The organism is Pseudomonas sp. NPDC088368 (assembly GCF_044753445.1).
Classification (GTDB): domain Bacteria; phylum Pseudomonadota; class Gammaproteobacteria; order Pseudomonadales; family Pseudomonadaceae; genus Aquipseudomonas; species Aquipseudomonas bambusae.
Genome location: NZ_JBIVNG010000008.1, coordinates 372,224 through 391,535 on the forward strand (window position 1 = coordinate 372,224; position 19,312 = coordinate 391,535).

Below are 19,312 nucleotides of genomic sequence, written 5' to 3' on the forward strand. Positions count from 1 at the left end.
GGAACCACCATGACCGATTTCGACACCGTCGAGCTGGAATACGACCCGCGAGGTTTCGCGACCCTCTGGCTCAACCGTCCTGACAAGAACAACGCGTTCAACGCACAAATGATTCGCGAGCTGATCCTGGCGCTGGACAAGGTCCAGAGCGACAGTCGCCTGCGCTTTCTGCTGCTGCGCGGGCGCGGTCGGCACTTCAGCGCCGGGGCCGACCTGGCCTGGATGCAGGAGTCCGCGAACCTCGATTATCAAACCAATTTGGGCGACGCCCGCGAACTGGGCGAGTTGATGTACGGCCTCGCCAAGCTGAAATTGCCAACGCTGGCCGTGGTGCAAGGCGCGGCCTATGGCGGCGCGCTGGGCCTGATCAGTTGCTGCGACATGGCCATCGGCACAGACGACGCGCAGTTCTGCCTGTCGGAAGTGAAGATCGGCCTGGCCCCGGCGGTGATCAGCCCCTTCGTGGTCAAGGCCATTGGCGAGCGCCATGCCCGCCGTTATGCCCTGACCGCCGAACGTTTCGACGGCCAGCGAGCGCGAGAGATCGGTCTGCTGGCCGAGTCTTACCCGGCCGCCGAGCTTGAGGCCCAGTTGCAACACTGGGTGTCGAACCTGCTGCTCAACAGCCCTCAGGCCATGCGGGTCAGCAAAGACTTGCTGCGCGAAGTCGGCCACGGCGAATTGACCCCGTCCCTGCGCCGCTACTGCGAAAACGCCATCGCCCGCATCCGCGTCAGCCCCGAAGGCCAGGAAGGCCTGCGCGCCTTTCTGCACAAGCGCGAGCCGAGCTGGCGAGACGAATCCAAGAACGGAGACACACCATGAGCCGCCCGAACACCCACGCCCTGACGTCCGTGCTGGTGGCCAACCGGGGCGAAATCGCCTGCCGTGTGATGCGCACCGCCAAGGCCATGGGCCTGACGACCGTTGCGGTACACAGCGCCACTGACCGCGACGCCCGCCACGTGCGCGAGGCCGACATCGCTGTGGACCTGGGCGGCAGCAAAGCCGCCGACAGCTATTTGCAGATCGACAAACTGATCGCCGCCGCCAAGCGCAGCGGCGCCCAAGGCATTCATCCGGGCTATGGGTTTCTCTCGGAAAATGCGGCATTCGCCCGAGCGGTAGAGCAAGCCGGCCTGATTTTTCTTGGCCCGCCCGCCTCGGCCATCGACGCCATGGGCAGCAAATCCGCCGCCAAGACCTTGATGGAAATCGCAGGTGTACCGCTGGTGCCCGGTTACCACGGCGACGCCCAGGATGCCCAGACCTTCCGCGATGCCGCCGCGCGCATCGGCTACCCGGTGCTGCTCAAGGCCACGGCAGGTGGCGGCGGCAAAGGCATGAAGGTGGTCGAGCGTGACGAAGACCTCGCCGACGCCCTGGCTTCAGCGCAGCGTGAAGCGCAGTCGTCGTTCGGCGATTCGCGCATGCTGGTGGAGAAATACGTCCTAAAACCGCGTCATGTGGAGATTCAGGTGTTCGCCGATCAGCACGGCCACTGCCTGTACCTGAACGAACGGGATTGCTCGATTCAACGCCGTCACCAGAAAGTCGTCGAAGAAGCCCCGGCGCCCGGCCTCAGCGCTGAGTTGCGCCGGGCCATGGGCGAAGCCGCCGTGCGTGCCGCGCAAGCCATCGGCTATGTCGGTGCGGGCACGGTGGAATTTTTGCTGGATGCGCGGGGCGAGTTTTTCTTCATGGAGATGAACACGCGGCTGCAAGTCGAACACCCGGTGACCGAGGCCATCACTGGCCTGGACCTGGTGGCCTGGCAGATTCGCGTCGCCCAGGGCGAGCCGTTGCCGATCACACAGGCGCAGGTGCCGCTCAACGGCCACGCCATCGAAGTGCGCTTGTACGCTGAAGACCCCGCCAACGATTTCCTACCTGCGACCGGCACCCTTGACGTCTACCGTGAGTCGACGCTGGGGCTCGGACGCCGGGTGGACAGTGGCGTGACAGAAGGCGATGAAGTTTCGCCGTTTTACGACCCGATGCTCGGCAAGCTGATCGCCTGGGGCGAAGACCGCGAACAGGCGCGGCTGCGGCTGCTGGCCATGCTCGACGAATTCGCCATCGGCGGATTGCGCACCAACCTGGCGTTTCTGCGCCGGATCATCGCGCACTCCGCGTTTGCGGCGTGCGAACTGGACACCGGGTTCATTCCTCGTTATCAGGCCGAGTTGTTGCCGCCGACCGAAGGACTCTCCGATGAATTCTGGACGGTAGCCGCCGAGGCGTACCGTCAGGGCTCGTCGAACACCGTGCGGGCCGATGATCCTCATTCGTCGTGGTCCAACACGAACGGCTTGCGTTTGGGCTTGCCGAATGAGGTCGAGCTGAAGCTGAGCTGTGCAGGCGAAACCCGCAAAGTGGCCCTGAGCGCGCCTTCGACCGACGTGACGTTGCAAGGGGAACAACTGACCCTCAAACACAACGGGCTGCGTCGCCAGATCCTGGCGATCCGCCGAGGCGACACCCTGTACCTGCGCTCGCAGGGCGAACTGCACGCCATCACCCCGTTCGACCCGATTGCTGCCGTTGAAGCCAGCCACAGCCAACAAGGCGGCCTCAGCGCGCCCATGAACGGCAGTATCGTTCGCGTGCTGGTCGACGTGGGTCAGGCGGTGGAAGCAGGCACGCCGTTGGTGGTGCTGGAAGCCATGAAAATGGAGCACAGCATTCGGGCGAATCAGGCGGGCACCGTCTCGGCACTGTATTGCGCAGAGGGCGAGATGGTCAGTGAAGGGACGGTGTTGGTGGAGCTGAAGGAGGTCTAACGCCGCGCGCAAAACCCACAGTTGGACGCAAATCCTGTAGGAGTCCGTTCCGTCAGAGGATTAGCAGAGCCGGAAGAATGACAGGTCCTCCCGGCTCTCATTCACATCAAGCCGCCACCTCATACAACTTCGGCAGCTCAACCTCCCCATTCACCAACCCCTGACGCATCCGCACCGCCTGCAACGCCGCCGCGTTCATCGCGCTTTCCTTCACATGGCCGTACCCGCGAATCCGCTCAGGTAGACGCGCCAGGCTCAGCGCCATGTGGCGATTGCTGGCGTTCAAATGCGTCAGGATCAGCTCGACATCCGCGACATAACTGTCGATCAACCCACGCTCCTGCCGACGCTCCAGACTCCGGCCAAACGGGTCGAACGCCGTCCCACGCAGGAATTTGAAGTTTGCCAGCACATCGAACGCTTTCAACATCCACGGGCCGAAGCTGCGTTTGCGCGGGGTGCCGTTGTGCGGGTCGCGCTTGGCCAGCCACGACGGCGCCAGATGAAATTCGAGCCGGTAATCGCCTTCGAACTGCGCCTGCAACTGACGGGTGAACTCGCCGTTGCTGTACAGACGCGCCACTTCGTACTCGTCCTTGTAGGCCAACAGCTTGAAGTAGTTGAACGCAACGGCCTCGGTCAACGCCGGTTGCTCGCCCGGAAACAGCCGCGCTTCGGCATCGCGCACCTTATAGATCAGCGACAGATACCGCTCGGCATACGCCAGGTTCTGATACGCGGTGAGGGTTTTGGTATTGTTCACCAGGCGCTGCTCAAGGCTCAGCGTCTCGGGTTCGAACACGGTCACCGCTTCGGGATTGGCCGCCGCCTGCACCGCTTTCAAATCGAACGCCGCTCGACGCCCCCACAGAAACGCTTGCTGGTTCAGGTTGACCGCCACACCGTTCAGCTCGATGGCTTTTTCGATGGCCGCTGAAGTCAACGGAATCAGCCCCTTCTGGAACGCATAACCGAGCATAAACAGGTTGCTGGCAATGCTGTCGCCCATCAGTTTGGTCGCCAGGTCGGTGGCAGGCACGAAGTGGGTCTTGTCCGCGCCCACGGCCTCGCGAATGGTCTGCATCATCGCGTCCGCCGGGAACTCAGCATCGGGATTGCGGGTGAACTCCGCAGTCGGCGTTTGCTGACTGTTCACCACTGCGTGGGATTTGGCGCTGTTGAGCTTGGCAATCGCATCAGGTCCGGACGACACCAGCAGATCACACCCCAACAGCAAATGCGCTTCACCGGCCGCAATGCGCACGGCGAACAGGTCTTCCTGCCGCGCTGCAATGCGAATGTGGCTGACGACCGGGCCGAATTTCTGCGCCAGACCGGCCTGATCAAGCACGCTGCATCCCTTCCCTTCGAGGTTCGCAGCGTAACCCAGCATCGCACCCACAGTCGTCACACCCGTCCCGCCCACGCCCGGCAGCAGGATGTTAAACGGCTGATCGAGGCTCGGCAGCGTCGGTTCAGGCAACTCCGCGAACGCCTGGGCCTGTTTTGGCAGTTGCGGCTTGCGCAGCTTTCCACCGTGAACGGTGACGAAGCTCGGGCAGAAGCCCTCAACGCAGCTGAAATCCTTGTTGCACGCGCTTTGATCGATCTCGCGTTTACGCCCTTCGGCGGTCTCTTTCGGCAAAACCGACAGGCACCCGGATTTCGCCCCGCAATCGCCGCAGCCTTCACAGACGGCCGGGTTGATGATCGCGCGCTTGTCCAGATCAAGCATCGTGCCGCGCTTGCGGCGACGGCGTTTCTCGGTGGCGCAGGTCTGGTCGTAGATGATCACCGACACACCTTTGAACTCGCGCAATTCGCGTTGAACACCGTCCAGATCGCGGCGATGGTGAAAGGTCGTTATCGGCGCGAACGCTTCGCGGCTCGGGTATTTATCCGGCTCATCCGACACCAGCGCAATGCGTTGCACGCCTTCGTTGAACACCTGACGGCTGAGCTGATCGACCCGCAAGATGCCGTCGATGGGCTGGCCGCCGGTCATGGCCACCGCGTCGTTGTAGAGAATCTTGTAGGTAATGTTGACCTTCGAAGCCACCGCCGCCCGCAGCGCCAGATGGCCGGAGTGGAAGTAGGTGCCGTCGCCCAGGTTCTGGAACACGTGCGGGGTCTCGGTGAATGGCGCCTGACCGATCCAGGTCACGCCTTCGCCGCCCATTTGGGTGAAGGTCTCGGTTTCCCGGTCCATCCAGATGGTCATGTAGTGGCAACCGATACCCGCCAGCGCGCGGCTGCCGTCCGGAACTTTGGTCGAGCTGTTGTGCGGACAACCGGAGCAGAAATGCGGGGTACGCTGCGTGTTGAACAGCGGCGCGGCGAGGGCTTTTTCCTTGTCTTGCAGGAATTGCAGCCGCGCTTCGATTGTCGGGCTGCTGTAGATCGGAGCCAGGCGTTTGGCGATCACCCGGGCAATCATCGCCGGGGTCAATTCAGCCAGGTTAGGCAGCAACGAGCGCCCTTCTTCGTCGAACTCACCCACCACACGAGGGCGTTTATCGACGGGCCAGTTGTACAGTTGGCCGGTCAATTGGTCCTCGATGACGCTGCGCTTTTCCTCGACCACCAGGATTTCGTCGAGCCCTTCGGCGAAGTCGTGCACCGACACCGGCTCCAGCGGCCAGCTCATGCCGACTTTCAGCACGCGAATGCCCACTGAGGCGCACAGCGCTTCGTCGATGCCCAGCTCTTCCAGCGCCTGACGCACATCGAGGTAGGACTTTCCGGTGGTGATAATGCCAAGACGCGGCTCGGGAGAATCGATGACCACCTTGTTCAGTTCGTTGGCCCGTGCAAAAGCCCGAGCGGCGTAGATTTTGTAGGTGTTGAGGCGCGCTTCCTGGGCCAGCGGCGTGTCGGGCCAGCGGATGTGCAGGCCGTCTTTCGGCAGCTGAAAATCTTCGGGAATGCGGGTTTCGATGCGCAGTGGATCGACTTCGACCACGGCCGAGGAGTCGACGTTTTCGGCAATGGTCTTCATCGCCACCCAGCAGCCGCTGTAGCGGGACAGTTCCCAGCCAATGATGCCGTAATCGAGGATTTCCTGAACGTTGCTCGGGTTGAGCACCGGGATCATCGAGGCAATGAACGCGTGTTCGCTCTGGTGGGCGATGGTCGAGGATTTGCAGCCGTGGTCGTCGCCCGCGAGGATCAGCACCCCGCCCTTTTCCGCGACGCCGGCCGAGTTGCCGTGCTTGAAAACGTCGCCGCAGCGGTCAACGCCAGGCCCCTTGCCGTACCACAGGGCGAATACGCCGTCGTACTTGCCATGGGGAAACAGGTTGACTTGCTGGCTGCCCCAGACGGCCGTGGCGGCCAACTCTTCGTTGACGCCGGGCTGGAAATGGATGGCGTTTTCCTGGAGGTAATCCTTGGCGTCCCACAGGCTCTTGTCGAGGTTGCCCAGTGGCGAGCCGCGATAACCGGAGATGAAACCGGCGGTGTTCAGGCCCCGGGCCTCGTCGCGCTGCTTTTGCAGCATCGGCAGGCGGGTCAACGCCTGGGTTCCGGTCAGGTAGAGATGACCGGTGGCGAGTCGGTATTTATCGTCCAGACGAATATCAGCCAAAGACATTCAGGCACTCCTTTATTGTTATTAGTGCGTTTTGAATGTGGCGAATGGCGGCGTCTCGTGCCTTGTGGGCCGTGGTCCTGCCATTCGGTCGCCGGGACGGTTCAGCCCAACGCTCACAGCCCAAATACTGCCTGTGCGGCGCGGGCTTTTTCTTTCTCTTTTGGCCGGTTTCTGCTGATATTCTGCATGCCTGTTTCATTTTTATAATAAAAAAGGGTCAATTCATGCAGGTCAAACTGAGCCCCATCGATCGCAAAATTCTCCGCCTGTTGCAGCACGACGCCGACCTGTCCGCCGCTGAAATCGCTGAACGGGTCGAACTGTCGCAGTCACCCTGCTGGCGGCGGATCAATCGTCTGGAGGAAGAAGGGGTGATCGAGCGCAAGGTCGCCCTGCTCAACCCGGCAAAGCTCGGGCTGACCATGACCGTGTTCGTCGACGTGAAACTGTCAGGCCACGGTCGACGTTACCTGACCGAATTCGAAGCGGCGGTCATCGGTTTTCCCGAAGTCCTGGAGTGCTACACGATGGCGGGCGACATGGATTTCATGCTCAAGGTCGTGGTGCAGGACATCGCCAGTTATGAACGATTTCTGCGCGATCACTTGCTGCAAAGCCCCCATGTTCAGGAGGCGCATTCGAATATCGCGATGAGTGTGGTGAAGAGGACGACGGAACTGCCCATCGAGTAGCAGCGACGAGTGGCGAGCTTCAAGCTGCAAGAGGTGTTAGGGGTGAGCTTGAGTTCGCGGCGCGCAGCTTGGCGTGCAGAGACTTTTTTCGCGCAGACGTAAAAAAACATTTGACGTGCAAATGATAATGATTATTATTGAGCGCAACCCGTCGCGAGACGGGCCGGTAACCCAGAAGCCTTAGGTCGGCTTCCGGATTATCTCCTCATCAGGCTAATCACGGTTTTTGACCCGGCTTTTTGCCGGGTCTTTTTTTGTGCCCTTTAAGGGTCTGATTTCGTGCTGCGGTTCGGTCGGGTGTTGCATCTTCAGGCTAATGAAGAGGGTGACTGCTTGATGGCGCGCATCATAGCAAAAGAAAAATGAGCGCTGAACCAGGGATGCGGTCAAAAACGACATATTTAGTAAAAAGGTAGAGGATAACCGACCTTTTACTTGAGAATGAATCTCATACCCACTAGCATCGACGAGCATCACGGACGATGCCCCCACGCCTCTGTTCAGGACGATGCTCTTCAGGATGATCAACGGATGACCGCGAGTGATACGCCATGACCCATCAGCTCAGCTCGATGTTTTCCTTGCCCCCTCGCCAACCCAACGTGCCTGCCAGCGCCGAGACCGACACCTGTCGTCGCCGGATTCAAAAGCTGCCGCGCAAGACTCAGCAGGTCTTTCTGCTCAGCCGTCTCGATCAGTTGCCCTACACCTCCATTGCTCAGTTGCTTGAACTGGACGTCGACTCAGTCGAGCGCAAGATCGTCCGCGTTCTCGTCCATTGCAGTCTCAGCGCCGACGAAACCGCAGAGAAGGCGCTTCGCTGGTATGCCCATTTGCAAAGCCCCCTCGCCACCGCCAGCCAGCGCATCGAATTCCGCCACTGGCTCGACGCCGACTCACGCCATTTGAACGTATTTCAAGACGCCGAACGCCTCTGGCGTAGCCTGGAAGCACCCGCTGCGCTGATGGGCGCCAGCGGCTGGCACCGCCGCAAACGCCGGGTTTACATCGGCTGGCTACTGCTGACCGCCTTTCTGTGCAGCCTGCTGGTCACCGCCGAAGCGTTCACCTGAGTCTCATCAGCAACCGTTTCTGTCGCCGGTCCTCGACCTGATGCGTGTAAAGTAGCGGTCATAACAGCCCAGCAGCGCCCTCCTCTTTTGATGGATACGGTCTGCCATGGCGCTGAGTTGGCACTTACGTACTCAGGACTTTTCCGTGATTCAGACCGCCCTCTCCGTTACCTGCGATTTCGACAGCGGCAACATCGTCGTACTCGATGCAAGCAGCCCTCAGAATGTCCAACTGGCCATTCGCCCCGACACCCGCAGCCCGCATTTTCAGTGGTTCCACTTCAAGGTCGATGGCATGCAAGTGGGCGAACCTCACGCGTTCAGCCTGACCAACGCCAGCGAATCCAGCTACAACCGCGCGTGGACCGGCTACAACGCTGCCGCCTCCTACGACCAGAAAACCTGGTTCCGTGTCCCTAGCCACTTCGACGGCAAAGCGCTGAATTTCGAGCTGTCACCTGAACAGCCGCAAATATGGTTCGCCTATTTCGAGCCGTACAGCCGTGAACGTCACGATTGGCTGATCGATCAGGCGCTGAACAAGGCTGGCACCGAGTTGCTGGCGACGGGCAAAAGCGTCGAGGGCCGCGACATTCCGCTGCTGCGCAAAGGCGACGGCGCACCCGGCAAACGCAAGATCTGGATCATCGCCCAGCAACACCCCGGCGAGCACATGGCCGAATGGTTCATGGAAGGCATTATCGAGCGGCTGCAAGAGAATGACCCTGAATTACAGGCCCTGCTCGCCTCGGCCGATCTGTACCTGATACCGCACATGAACCCGGACGGCTCGTTCCATGGTCATTTGCGCACCAACGCCCAAGGCAAAGACTTGAACCGTGCGTGGCAGGACTCGACACCGGAACTCAGCCCCGAAGTGTATTTCGCCAGGGAACAGATGGAAAAATACGGCGTGGACATGTTCCTCGACGTCCACGGTGACGAGGAAATTCCGTACGTCTTCACGGCCGCCTGTGAGGGCAATCCGGGGTACACCGAGCAGCAGAAAGCACTGGAAGCCGACTTCCGCGCTCGCCTGAGTGACCTGACCAAAGATTTCCAGACCCGCTATGGCTACCCGAAAGGTCAACCCGGCAAGGCCAACATGAACCTCGCGTGCAACAGCGTGGGCGAACGCTACAAATGCCTGTCGCTGACCCTTGAAATGCCGTTCAAGGACAACGACGACGCACCGGACATCGTCACCGGCTGGTCGGGCAAACGCTCGATGCAATTGGCCCGGGATGTGCTGACCGTGCTGGGGCAAATGGTGTCTGTGCTCCGCTGACAGCGAAGGCCCTCTCTCCTAACAGCTTGACGTGTCGGCGGTGGCGATCTTGCGTATCGCGCCGCCGGCTCGCTCACCCGCCAGACGAACCTGCGCCTCACGTCTGAAGCCCGAAACAATGAGCGTTCTGCGCAGTCGCACCTTTATAGGCCTATGAAGGAGCACGACCATGCCTCTCGAATTCAACAGCGACCACACCACCTGTACGGCGGTGGTCGACGGAATCCCCTACAGCAGCCCGATCACTGACGTGGTGATCACCACCAACGACGCGACCCACATGTCCGAAGCCAACCTTCGCGGGCAACAGGTGCCGATTACCGAAGCCGAAGCTGACGCGCTGACGGTGTATCTGGCCCAGGATCGGAGGCATCACACCGTTGGCGTCGAACCGGGTGAAGACTCTCCGGTCCTCTGATCGCTACAAACCAACCTTCTGATCTGCTTTTTATCGAAAAAACTGCCTCTGTACTAAAAACAGTTGGGCGAGCATAGTGCGGGCATCTTTCCGTGTGAGCCCGCCATGAAACGCTATGAGAAATTCGCCGACGACATTGCAGAACTCATCCGTTCGGGCGTACTGGGCGCGGGACAACGAGTGCCCTCGGTGCGTTACGCCAGCCAGACCCACGGGGTCAGCCCCTCAACGGTTTTTCAAGCCTATTACCTACTGGAGCGTCGAGGCCTGATCCGTGCACGGCCGCGATCCGGGTACTTCGTCAACGACAGCCTTGCCCCCGAAACGTTTGCAGCCCCTCGCTTTGAGGCCCAGCCCGTGTCGGGGCTCCCGCTGGAAGCCCACGTCAGTGAGTCCACGGAAGTCGATGTCAGCGAGCTGGTATTCTCCGTGCTGGAATCGATCAAAGACCCGAACACCGTACCTTTCGGCTCAGCGTTTCCCAGCGCGGGGCTGTTCCCGTTGCAGCGCCTCGCCCGTTCACTGGCCAGCGCCACCCGTGACATGGACCCGAGCATGGTGGTCAGCGACCTGTCGCCCGGCAACCCCACCCTGCGTCGGCAGATCGCCCTGCGCTACATGGTGGCCGGGCAGATGCTGCCGATGGAAGAGCTGCTGATCACCAACGGCGCGCTGGAAGCCTTGAACCTGTGTCTGCAAGCGGTCACCGAGCCGGGTGACCTGGTGGCCATCGAAGCCCCGGCGTTCTACGCCTGCCTGCAAGTGCTGGAGCGGCTGAAGCTCAAGGCCGTGGAAATCCCGGTGCACCCGCAGACCGGCATCGACCTCAACGTGCTCGAACAGGCGTTGGAGCGCTATCCGATCAAAGCCTGCTGGAGCATGACCACGTTTCAGAACCCCACTGGTGCGACGGTGCCTGAAGCGCGCAAACGTGAACTGGTGGAGCTGCTGCGCAAGCATGAGGTCCCGCTGATCGAAGACGATGTCTACGCCGAGTTGTATTACGGGCAGCACGCGCCGAAACCCGCCAAGGCCTTCGACACCGAGGGTCTGGTGCTGCATTGCGGGTCGTTCGCCAAGAGCCTGGCCCCCGGCTATCGCGTGGGTTGGGTGGCGGCCGGGCGTTATGCGCAGAAGGTCGAGCGGCTGAAAATCATGACCTCGCTGTGTGCGTCGATGCCGGCACAGGCGGCGATTGCCGATTACCTGCAACACGGCGGCTACGACCGGCACCTGCGCAAATTGCGCAACAGCCTGGAAGATCAGTTGCGCGCCATGCTCAGCGCCGTCGCCCGGTATTTTCCGTCGCAAGTGCGGGTCAGCCAGCCGTCAGGCGGGTATTTTCTGTGGGTTGAACTGCCTGAGCAGATTGATTCGTTGAAGGTGTTTCAGGTCGCCTCCGCCCAAGGCATCAGCCTCGCGCCCGGCCCGATCTTCTCCCCGACGCGACGGTTTCAGCACTGCATCCGCCTGAACTACGGCAGCCCGTGGAGCGAGACGGCCGAGCGGGCGATGGAAACGTTGGGGAAGATCATCAAGTCGATGATGGGGTGACGATCAGAAGGGCACATGACCTGTGGGAGCGAATTCATTCGCGATACGTCGGTACAGACGACCCCTCTTCATCGGCTGGACCCATTCGCGAATGAATTCGCTCCCACAGAGATGATCATCTCCAGGCGGGATGTGGGGAATATCCCGTCCTGTAGCAGGATCAGCGACCGCCACCCAGATCAATAAATGTCCCGGTCGAATACGACGCTTTGTCCGACAGCAGCCACAAAATCGCCTCTGCCACTTCGTCCGCCAACCCGCCACGGCCCATCGGGAGGGTCGGTTCGAGCTTGGTCACCCGTTGTGGGTCGCCGCTCAGGGCGTGGAAATCGGTGAAGATGTAGCCAGGGCGCACCGCGTTGACCCGAACCCCCTCGCCCGCCACTTCTTTGGACAGACCCAGAGTGAAGGTGTCGAGCGCGCCCTTGGACGCGGCGTAATCCACGTACTCGCCCGGCGACCCCAGGCGTGCCGCCACCGACGAGACGTTGACGATGCTGCCGCCGTGGCCGCCATGACGCGGCAGCATGCGCAGCAACGCGTGTTTGCTGCACAGCATCGGGCCGACGACGTTGCTCATCATGATCTTGAGCATGCGGAATTCGGACATGTTTTCGACCCGGGACTGTTCGCCCACGGTGCCCGCGTTGTTCACCAGTGCACTGATGCGCCCCAGCTCGGCGTCCACCTTGGCAAACAGACGAATGATTTCGTCTTCGTTGCTGACGTCCGCCTGAATCGCGATGGCATGACCCCCTGCCTCGCGGATCTGATGGCAAACGCGTTCCGCCGCGTCATGATCAGACAGATAATTGATGCACACGCGATAACCTTGCGACGCCGCCAGAACTGCCGTGGCGGCACCAATACCTCTGGAGCCGCCAGTGATGAGGAGGTTTTTATCCATGGGAGTATCCGAATCAAAGCTCTAATCTTTTTCCGGGTTCTGCCAATCGCCAGCTGCATGCGCCGTCTTTCGTAGCGTCCCAGTGTTATGCCAAGCGTGAAACGTCAAACGGTGTTCTCGGAGACGCGGTTCTGCGCCGCGCTAATATCCGCCATGAAGCGGTCTGCTGGCAACGGAACGCCCAGCAAATACCCCTGCAATGAATCGCACCCCAGCTCCGTCAGAAAATTCTGCTGGCTGCTGGTCTCTACCCCTTCGGCAACGATTCGCAGGTTCAACGCCTGCCCCAGCGCGACGATGGCCGAGACGATCGCAGCGTCGTCGCTGTCATGTTCGAGGTCGCGAACGAAGCCACGGTCGATTTTCAGCTCGTTGGCCGGCAACCGCTTGAGGTACATCAGGCTGGAGTAGCCGGTGCCGAAGTCGTCGATGGAAATGTCGACGCCCATCTCCGACAGTTTTTGCAGCACGGACATGCTGGCGTCAGCGTCGCTCATGGCCGTGGTTTCGGTGATTTCCAGGGTCAGGCAGTTGGCGGGCAAACCGTGGGCCGCCAGCGACGTCGCCACACTTCTGACCAGCCCGGCGTGACAGAACTGCAAAGCCGACAGGTTGACCGCGATGCGCCAGTCGGTGTACCCCGCGTCATACCAGACGCGCATCTGCCGACAGGCCTCATTGAGCACCCACTCGCCGAGGTTGATGATCAGCCCGGTTTTCTCCGCCAGGCCGATGAACGCATCCGGCATCAGCAAACCGTGCTCGGGGTGGTTCCAGCGCACCAGCGCTTCAGCCCCGACAGGTGTGCCCGACCCCGCCGCGAATTTCGGTTGGTAATGCAGGCAGAACTGCCCTTCACGCAGGCCGATGCGCAGATCCTGCAGCAATTGCAGCTGGTTGCGGGCGTTGGTGTTCATCGACGCATCGAAGAAGCTGTAGCCGTTTTTGCCCGCGCTTTTCGCGTGGTACATGGCCGCGTCGGCGTTCATCAGCAATTCCTGCTGGGTGCGCCCGTTACCGGGGTAAAGGCTGATGCCGATGCTCACCGTCACTTGCAGGTCATGGTCCTGCACGTTGAACGGCCTGCCCACCAGACTGACCTGACGGGACGCCACGGTGGTTGCGTCGTCGACTTCTTCCAGTTCCACCAGCAACACGAACTCGTCGCCGCCGATACGGGCCAGCGTGTCATGCCGGTGGAAGTTGTCGCGCATGCGCAACGCCACCTCACGCAACAGCTGGTCGCCAACGTGGTGGCCAAAGGCGTCATTGACCGGCTTGAAGCCGTCCAGGTCCATGAACATCAGGGCGAACAGGCCGCCTTGGGAATCCACCTTGCGCATGGCCTGCTCGATGCGGTCTGCTAGCAGAATACGGTTGGGGAGCCCGGTCAGGGTGTCATGGAGCGCCAGTTGGGTCAGCTCGCGATTGGCTTCACTCAGTGACTCGGCCAGTTGAGCGGTACGGGCTTCGAGGCGCGCGTCGAGCACCGACGTCAGTAAGGTGATGGCCAGGACCGCGAGGGTGGTGATCAGCACCAGCTTATCCAGGCCGTCCGTGCGCAGCCCCGTGGCCGCCGCGCCGCAGAAACTGCCCTCGGGAAAGTTGGCCGCCGCCATGCCGGTGTAATGCATGCCGACGATGGCGAAGCCCATGACCACCGCCGCCCCGCCGCGCATCAAGCGGATATAGGGGGTTTCTTTACGCAATCTCAGGGCGATCCACAGCGCAGCGCCGGACGCCGTGACCGCGATGATCAGCGACGCGCCGAACAGCGTCGGGTCGTAGTCGATGCCCGGCAGCATGCGCAGCGCCGCCATGCCGGTGTAGTGCATGGTGCTGATGCCGACGCCCATGGCCAGCGCACCGAATACGACGTGCAGCAACGGCACGCGCTCATGGCTCACCAGCCACAAGGCCAGGCCGGAAGACAGCACAGCGAGCAGCAGGGAAAGCAGGGTCAGGGCAAGGTCGAAACCCAGGTCGATGGGCAGTTTGAACGCGAGCATGCCGATGAAGTGCATTGACCAGACGCCAATGCCCATGGACAGCGCGCCGCCCAGAATCCACAGGGGTTTGGCTCTGCCTTTGGCGGTGGAAATGCGGCCGGCAAGGTCGAGCGCCGTGTACGACGCCAGGATCGCCACAAGGATGGAAACCAGGACCAGCGAAAAGGTGTAGTGTCCAATCAACATGGGCGTAACTCGCGACTCAACGACAAGGGCCAGATGGCCCCATGAACTCGGCGCAATTCTACCGAAATCCGCAAGAATGTCGCGTCAGTCCATCGAAATAATGGCACTGAGCCATTTAGCCCTTGCTCAGCGCCGGGTTATCTCCGGGTCACGCGACAGCCCGCTCTCGGCATTCCATCCACCGCCCAGTGCCGCGATCAATTGAACGCTGGCGATCAACCGGCTCTGCAACACATTCAGCACGCTGCGTTCGTTGCTCAATGCGGTGGTTTGCACGTTGACGACATCAAGATAGCCAATCAGGCCCGCCTTGTACTGGTTACTCGTCAGGCGCAACGAATCGCGGGCGGCGTCCAGCGCCTCGGCGCGCACTTGGGCTTCCTGCTCATAGACCCGCAATTGCGCCATGTAATCTTCGACTTCCTTGAAGCCGTCGAGCACGGTCTGGCGATACTGAGCGACCGTCTGATCGTAGACAGCTTGGGTGCGATCCACCTCGGCGGCGCGCTGACCGCCGTCGAACAGGGTCATGGCCAACTGCGGCCCCACCGACCAGAAACGGTTGGGCAAGGTGATCCAGTTACTGAACGTACTGCTGCTGTAGCCGCCGTTCATGCTCAGGGTCAGATCAGGGTAATACGCCGCCTTGGCCACGCCGATGTTGGCGTTGGCGGTCATGACCGAGCGCTCGGCGGCCGCAATGTCCGGGCGACGCTCCAGCAACTGCGAGGGCAGTTGTGCCGGAATCTGCGGCAAGGCCGGAATGTTCGTGGTCGGCGCCAGGCTGAAATCCGCCGGGGCCTGCCCCATCAACACCGCGATGGCGCTCTCGAACTGCGCCCGCTGCCAGGCGAGGTCGATGAGGTCGGCCTGTGTGCTTTTGAGTTGGGTCTGCGCCTGAGCAATGGCGTCACGCCCGGAAATACCGGCGCGGTATTGATTCTGCGTCAGTTTGAGGGAGCGCTCGTAGGTCTGGACCGTGGACTCCAGCAGACGCTTCTGCTCGTCGATCACCCGCAATTGCAGGTAATTCTGCACCAGTTGCGATTGCAGGCTCAGTTGCATCGAAGCCAGATCAGCCAGACTGGCCTGGGCGCTGGCCTTGTCGGCTTCCAGCCCTCGACGCAACTTACCCCACACGTCGGCCTCCCAACTCACACCCAACTGCGCGTTGTAGGTGTCGCGAATCCCGCTGCTGGAGCTGCTCAGGCTGGAATTGCTGCTGCCGGTGCCCTGACTCGAACGGTTTTTGCTGGTGGTCAGGTCCAGCGTCGGGAAAAACGCCCCCCGTGCGCTGCGCACCAACGCCTCGGCCTGACGGTATTGCGCGTCGTACTGGGCGACGGTCTGGTTGGAGGTGTTGAGTTTTTCCACCAGCCCATTCAGTTGCGCGTCGCCGTAAATTTCCCACCACGCACCGCGAGCGATGGCGTCGCTGGGGTTGGCCTGGGTCCAGCCGTCGGCCTGCTTGAAGTGCGCGGGCGTGGTGACGTCGGGCTTCTTGTAATCCGGCCCGACCGCGCAGGCGCTGAGCAGCAACACGCTGAGACTGACGGCGAAGAGGCGTCGCACGGGCAACGTCCGCTGATGGGTCAAAAGGTTCTGGCGAAGGGTCATAGCGGTGTTTCCAGGGCAGCATCCGTCCGCACGCCGCGCCATTTATTGACGCGGTGACGCAGGCGGTCGAGGTAAAGGTAAACCACGGGCGTGGTGTACAGCGTGAGAATCTGGCTCAGGATCAGGCCGCCGATGATCGTCAGGCCCAGCGGGTGACGCATTTCCGCGCCCTCGGCACTGCTGAGCAGCAACGGCACGGCGCCAAGAATCGCCGCCAGCGTGGTCATCAGAATGGGGCGCAAGCGTTGCAGACACGCGTTGCGGATCGACTCTATCGGCGTCATGCCGCTGCCCCGCTCCAGTTGCAGCGCGAGGTCGATCATCAGAATGGCGTTCTTTTTCACCACGCCGATCAGCAGAAACAGCCCCAGCAATGAAATTAGGCTGAACTGCCCGCCGGTGAGGTAAATGCTCAACAACGCACCGACACCCGCCGAAGGCAGCGTTGAGAGGATGGTCAGCGGGTGCACGTAGCTTTCGTACAAGATGCCCAGCACCAGGTACACGGCTACCAGCGCACCAAGGATCATAAACGGCTGGCTCTTTTGCGTCGCGGCGAAGGCGTCGGCGGTGCCGGCCATTTTGGCAATCACGTCTTCGGGCAGCCCCAGCGCGGCCACTGAGCGTTCGATGGCGGCGTTGGCGTCATCGAGGCTGACGCCTTCGGCGAGGTCGAAGGAGATGCTTTCCGAGGCGAACTGGCCGTCATGGCTGACCCGGTCATCTTCCAAGCTGCGTTCGTAATGGGCGATGGTCGACAGCGGCACTCGCGCGCCATCGGCGGTAATCACCTGCACCTGCTCCAGGGTGATCGGGTCAAGCGCGTATTTCGGGTTGATCTCCATCACCACCCGGTACTGGTTGAGCGGGTCGTAGATGGTCGAAATCTGCCGCTGGCTGTAGGCGTTGTTCAGCACCGTGGTCACCGTGTTCATGTCGATGCCCAGACGCTTGGCGGCGTCGCGGTCGACGATCAGCGTCACCTGCTGGGTGCCGCCGCCGTCACGGGCGTCGATGGCGGTCAGTTCCTTCAGTGTCTTGAACGCGGCAGCCACTTTCGGGTACCACTCGCGCAGGCTTTCCAGATCGCCGCTTTGCAGGATGTACTGGTATTGCGAGGTGGTCTGCTCACGGCCGCCGCCCAGTTGCAGGTCTTGATCCGGTTGCAGGAACAGTCGGCCCCCCGGCACCAGCGGCATTTCCTTGCGCAACCGCTCCACCACCTGCTCGGAGCCGATCTTGCGCTCGGAGATAGGCTTGAGGCGAACGATGATGAACGCGTTGCCCGTGCCGCCGTTGCCGCCAATGAACCCGGCGACGCTTTCCACGGCCGGGTCCTTGAGCAATGCATCCCGGAACACATTGAGTTTGGGCTGCATGACCGAGAACGACAGGCCATCATCGCCCCGCACGAAGCCGATCAACTGGCCGGTGTCCTGCTGCGGCAGGAAGGTTTTCGGCACCACCACGTAGAGCGCGATGTTCACGCCGATGGTGATCAACAGGGTCAACAGGGTCAGGCGTCGGTGACGCAACGCCCAGCCGAGGCTGCGGTCATACCCGGCGACCATGCGGTCGTTGACCCGCTGGCTCCAGCGCTGCAAGCGGTTCTCCGTGCCCGGCACGTGAGGCTTGAGCCAACGGGCGCAGAGCATCGGGGTCAGGCTTAGCGAAACCACCAACGACACGATGATCGACACCGACAGCGTGATCGAGAACTCGCGGAACAGGCTTTCCACCAGCCCGCCCATGAACAGGATCGAGATGAACACCGCCACCAGCGACACGTTCATCGACAGCAGCGTGAAGCCGACCTCCTGGGCCCCGCGATACGCAGCCTCCATCGGCGGCACACCCTCGTCGATATGCCGGGAAATGTTTTCCAGCACAACGATGGCGTCGTCCACCACCAGCCCCGTGGCGAGAATCAGCGCCATCAGCGACAGGTTGTTCAACGAAAAACCATAGAGGTACATGATGGCGAACGTGCCCACCAGCGAGACCGGCACGGCCAGCGTGGGAATCAGCGAGGCGCGGAAATTGCCGAGGAACAGGAACACCACCATGATCACCAGCACCACAGCGATCAGCAGGGTCATTTCCGCCTCGTGCAGCGTCGCCTTGATGACTGGCGAGCGGTCCATCGCCAGGTCGAGCTTGACGCTGGCGGGGAGCACGGCCTGCAACGCGGGCAATTGCGCCTTGATCGCCGCCACGGTTTCGATGATGTTCGCGCCTGCCTGCCGGTTGATCACCAGCAACACGGCGGATTTTTCATTGAAGAACCCGCTGTTGTAGCGGTCCTCGACCGAATCCTTGACCCGGGCCACGTCCTTGAGGCGCAGCGCCGCACCGTTCTGGTAACGAATCACCAGCGGGCCGTAATCCTTGGCCTTCTCCAGTTGATCGTTGGCCTGCACCTGCCAGTTGTGGTCGGCGTTCTCCACCGAACCTTTCGGGCGACGCACGTTGGCGTTGGCAATGGTCGTGCGCACTTCGTCCAGCGACACGCCGTACTGGTCCAACAGCTTAGGCTCCAACTCAACCCGCACGGCAGGCAACGAACTGCCGCCGATCTGCACTTCACCGACGCCATTCACCTGCGACAGGCTCTGGGACAGGATCGTCGAGGCCAGGTCGTACAGCTCGCCCTTCTCCAGCACGTCCGACGTCAGCGACAGCACCATGATCGGTGCCTGGGACGGGTTGACCTTCTTGTAAGTCGGCATGCTGCGCATCCCGCTGGGCAACAAGCTGCGCGACGCGTTGATCGCGGCCTGCACCTCACGGGCAGCGCCGTTGATGTCGCGGTCCATGTCGAATTGCAGAATGATCCGCGTGGTGCCCTGGCTCGACCGGCTGCTCATGGTGTTCACCCCGGCAATCGTACCCAAGGAACGTTCGAGCGGCGTGGCCACGCTGGACGCCATGATTTCCGGGCTCGCGCCGGGCAACGTGGCCGACACCACGATCACCGGGAAATCCATGTTCGGCAGCGGCGACACCGGCAGCAGATTGAAGCTCATGCCGCCCAGCAACATGATCGCCAGGCTCAGCAGAATCGTCGCCACGGGCCGACGGATGAAAGGCGCCGACAGGTTCATGAAGAGCAGCCTTGAGTTTCGAGCTGCAAGCTGCAAGAAAAAGCCCCGCCGCCAATCAGCTTACAGCTTGTAGCTTCAAGCTCGTGGCT

At 61.5% G+C, this 19,312-nt stretch carries 12 protein-coding genes; 7 read left to right on the top strand and 5 right to left on the bottom strand.

The window, feature by feature from the left end:
* Nucleotides 1–9 precede the first annotated feature (9 nt).
* Nucleotides 10–825 carry a gamma-carboxygeranoyl-CoA hydratase gene (locus ACIQAL_RS19740; protein ID WP_401148538.1) on the top strand — a complete coding sequence of 272 codons (816 nt, stop codon included), beginning with the start codon at nt 10–12 and terminating at the stop codon, nt 823–825.
* Complete coding sequence (locus ACIQAL_RS19745) at nt 822–2,783, top strand: acetyl-CoA carboxylase biotin carboxylase subunit (protein ID WP_401148539.1); 1,962 nt, start codon at nt 822–824, stop codon at nt 2,781–2,783. Before ACIQAL_RS19740 ends, ACIQAL_RS19745 begins: the two co-directional genes overlap by 4 nt.
* Nucleotides 2,784–2,889: 106 nt before the next feature.
* On the opposite strand, the gene ACIQAL_RS19750 is transcribed toward ACIQAL_RS19745, so the two are convergent.
* A complete protein-coding gene (locus ACIQAL_RS19750; RefSeq protein WP_401148541.1) occupies nt 2,890–6,375 on the bottom strand; it encodes an indolepyruvate ferredoxin oxidoreductase family protein in 3,486 nt (1,161 codons plus the stop codon).
* Nucleotides 6,376–6,599: 224 nt separating this feature from the next.
* Between ACIQAL_RS19750 and ACIQAL_RS19755 the strand changes: the two genes are divergently transcribed.
* The 5 genes from ACIQAL_RS19755 to mapR all read left to right on the top strand — a co-directional run bounded on the left by ACIQAL_RS19755 (nt 6,600) and on the right by mapR (nt 11,400).
* Nucleotides 6,600–7,067 carry an Lrp/AsnC family transcriptional regulator gene (locus ACIQAL_RS19755; RefSeq protein ID WP_401148543.1) on the top strand — a complete coding sequence of 156 codons (468 nt, stop codon included), beginning with the start codon at nt 6,600–6,602 and terminating at the stop codon, nt 7,065–7,067.
* 551 nt (nt 7,068–7,618) lie between these two features.
* Nucleotides 7,619–8,140 carry a sigma factor-like helix-turn-helix DNA-binding protein gene (locus tag ACIQAL_RS19760; protein ID WP_401148546.1) on the top strand — a complete coding sequence of 174 codons (522 nt, stop codon included), beginning with the start codon at nt 7,619–7,621 and terminating at the stop codon, nt 8,138–8,140.
* A 106-nt stretch (nt 8,141–8,246) separates the two neighbouring features.
* Nucleotides 8,247–9,428 (top strand): M14-type cytosolic carboxypeptidase, encoded by a 1,182-nt coding sequence (locus ACIQAL_RS19765; RefSeq protein ID WP_401148549.1) that lies wholly within the window; start codon nt 8,247–8,249, stop codon nt 9,426–9,428.
* A 169-nt stretch (nt 9,429–9,597) separates the two neighbouring features.
* Entirely contained in the window at nt 9,598–9,846 is a 249-nt protein-coding gene (locus tag ACIQAL_RS19770; RefSeq protein ID WP_401148552.1) for a DUF3203 family protein, read from the top strand.
* Nucleotides 9,847–9,951: 105 nt separating this feature from the next.
* Nucleotides 9,952–11,400, top strand: coding sequence for a GntR family transcriptional regulator MpaR (gene mapR, locus ACIQAL_RS19775; RefSeq protein WP_401148554.1), 1,449 nt, complete (start codon nt 9,952–9,954; stop codon nt 11,398–11,400).
* 160 nt (nt 11,401–11,560) lie between these two features.
* On the opposite strand, the gene ACIQAL_RS19780 is transcribed toward mapR, so the two are convergent.
* The 4 genes from ACIQAL_RS19780 to ACIQAL_RS19795 all read right to left on the bottom strand — a co-directional run bounded on the left by ACIQAL_RS19780 (nt 11,561) and on the right by ACIQAL_RS19795 (nt 19,223).
* Nucleotides 11,561–12,307, bottom strand: coding sequence for an SDR family oxidoreductase (locus tag ACIQAL_RS19780; RefSeq protein WP_401148557.1), 747 nt, complete (start codon nt 12,305–12,307; stop codon nt 11,561–11,563).
* Nucleotides 12,308–12,411: 104 nt separating this feature from the next.
* Nucleotides 12,412–14,502, bottom strand: coding sequence for a putative bifunctional diguanylate cyclase/phosphodiesterase (locus ACIQAL_RS19785; protein ID WP_401148560.1), 2,091 nt, complete (start codon nt 14,500–14,502; stop codon nt 12,412–12,414).
* 126 nt (nt 14,503–14,628) lie between these two features.
* On the bottom strand, nt 14,629–16,119 hold the full coding sequence (locus ACIQAL_RS19790; protein WP_401148563.1) for an efflux transporter outer membrane subunit: 1,491 nt from the start codon (nt 16,117–16,119) through the stop codon (nt 14,629–14,631).
* Nucleotides 16,116–19,223, bottom strand: coding sequence for an efflux RND transporter permease subunit (locus ACIQAL_RS19795; RefSeq protein ID WP_401148565.1), 3,108 nt, complete (start codon nt 19,221–19,223; stop codon nt 16,116–16,118). Before ACIQAL_RS19795 ends, ACIQAL_RS19790 begins: the two co-directional genes overlap by 4 nt.
* Between the last annotated feature and the right edge of the window lie 89 nt (nt 19,224–19,312).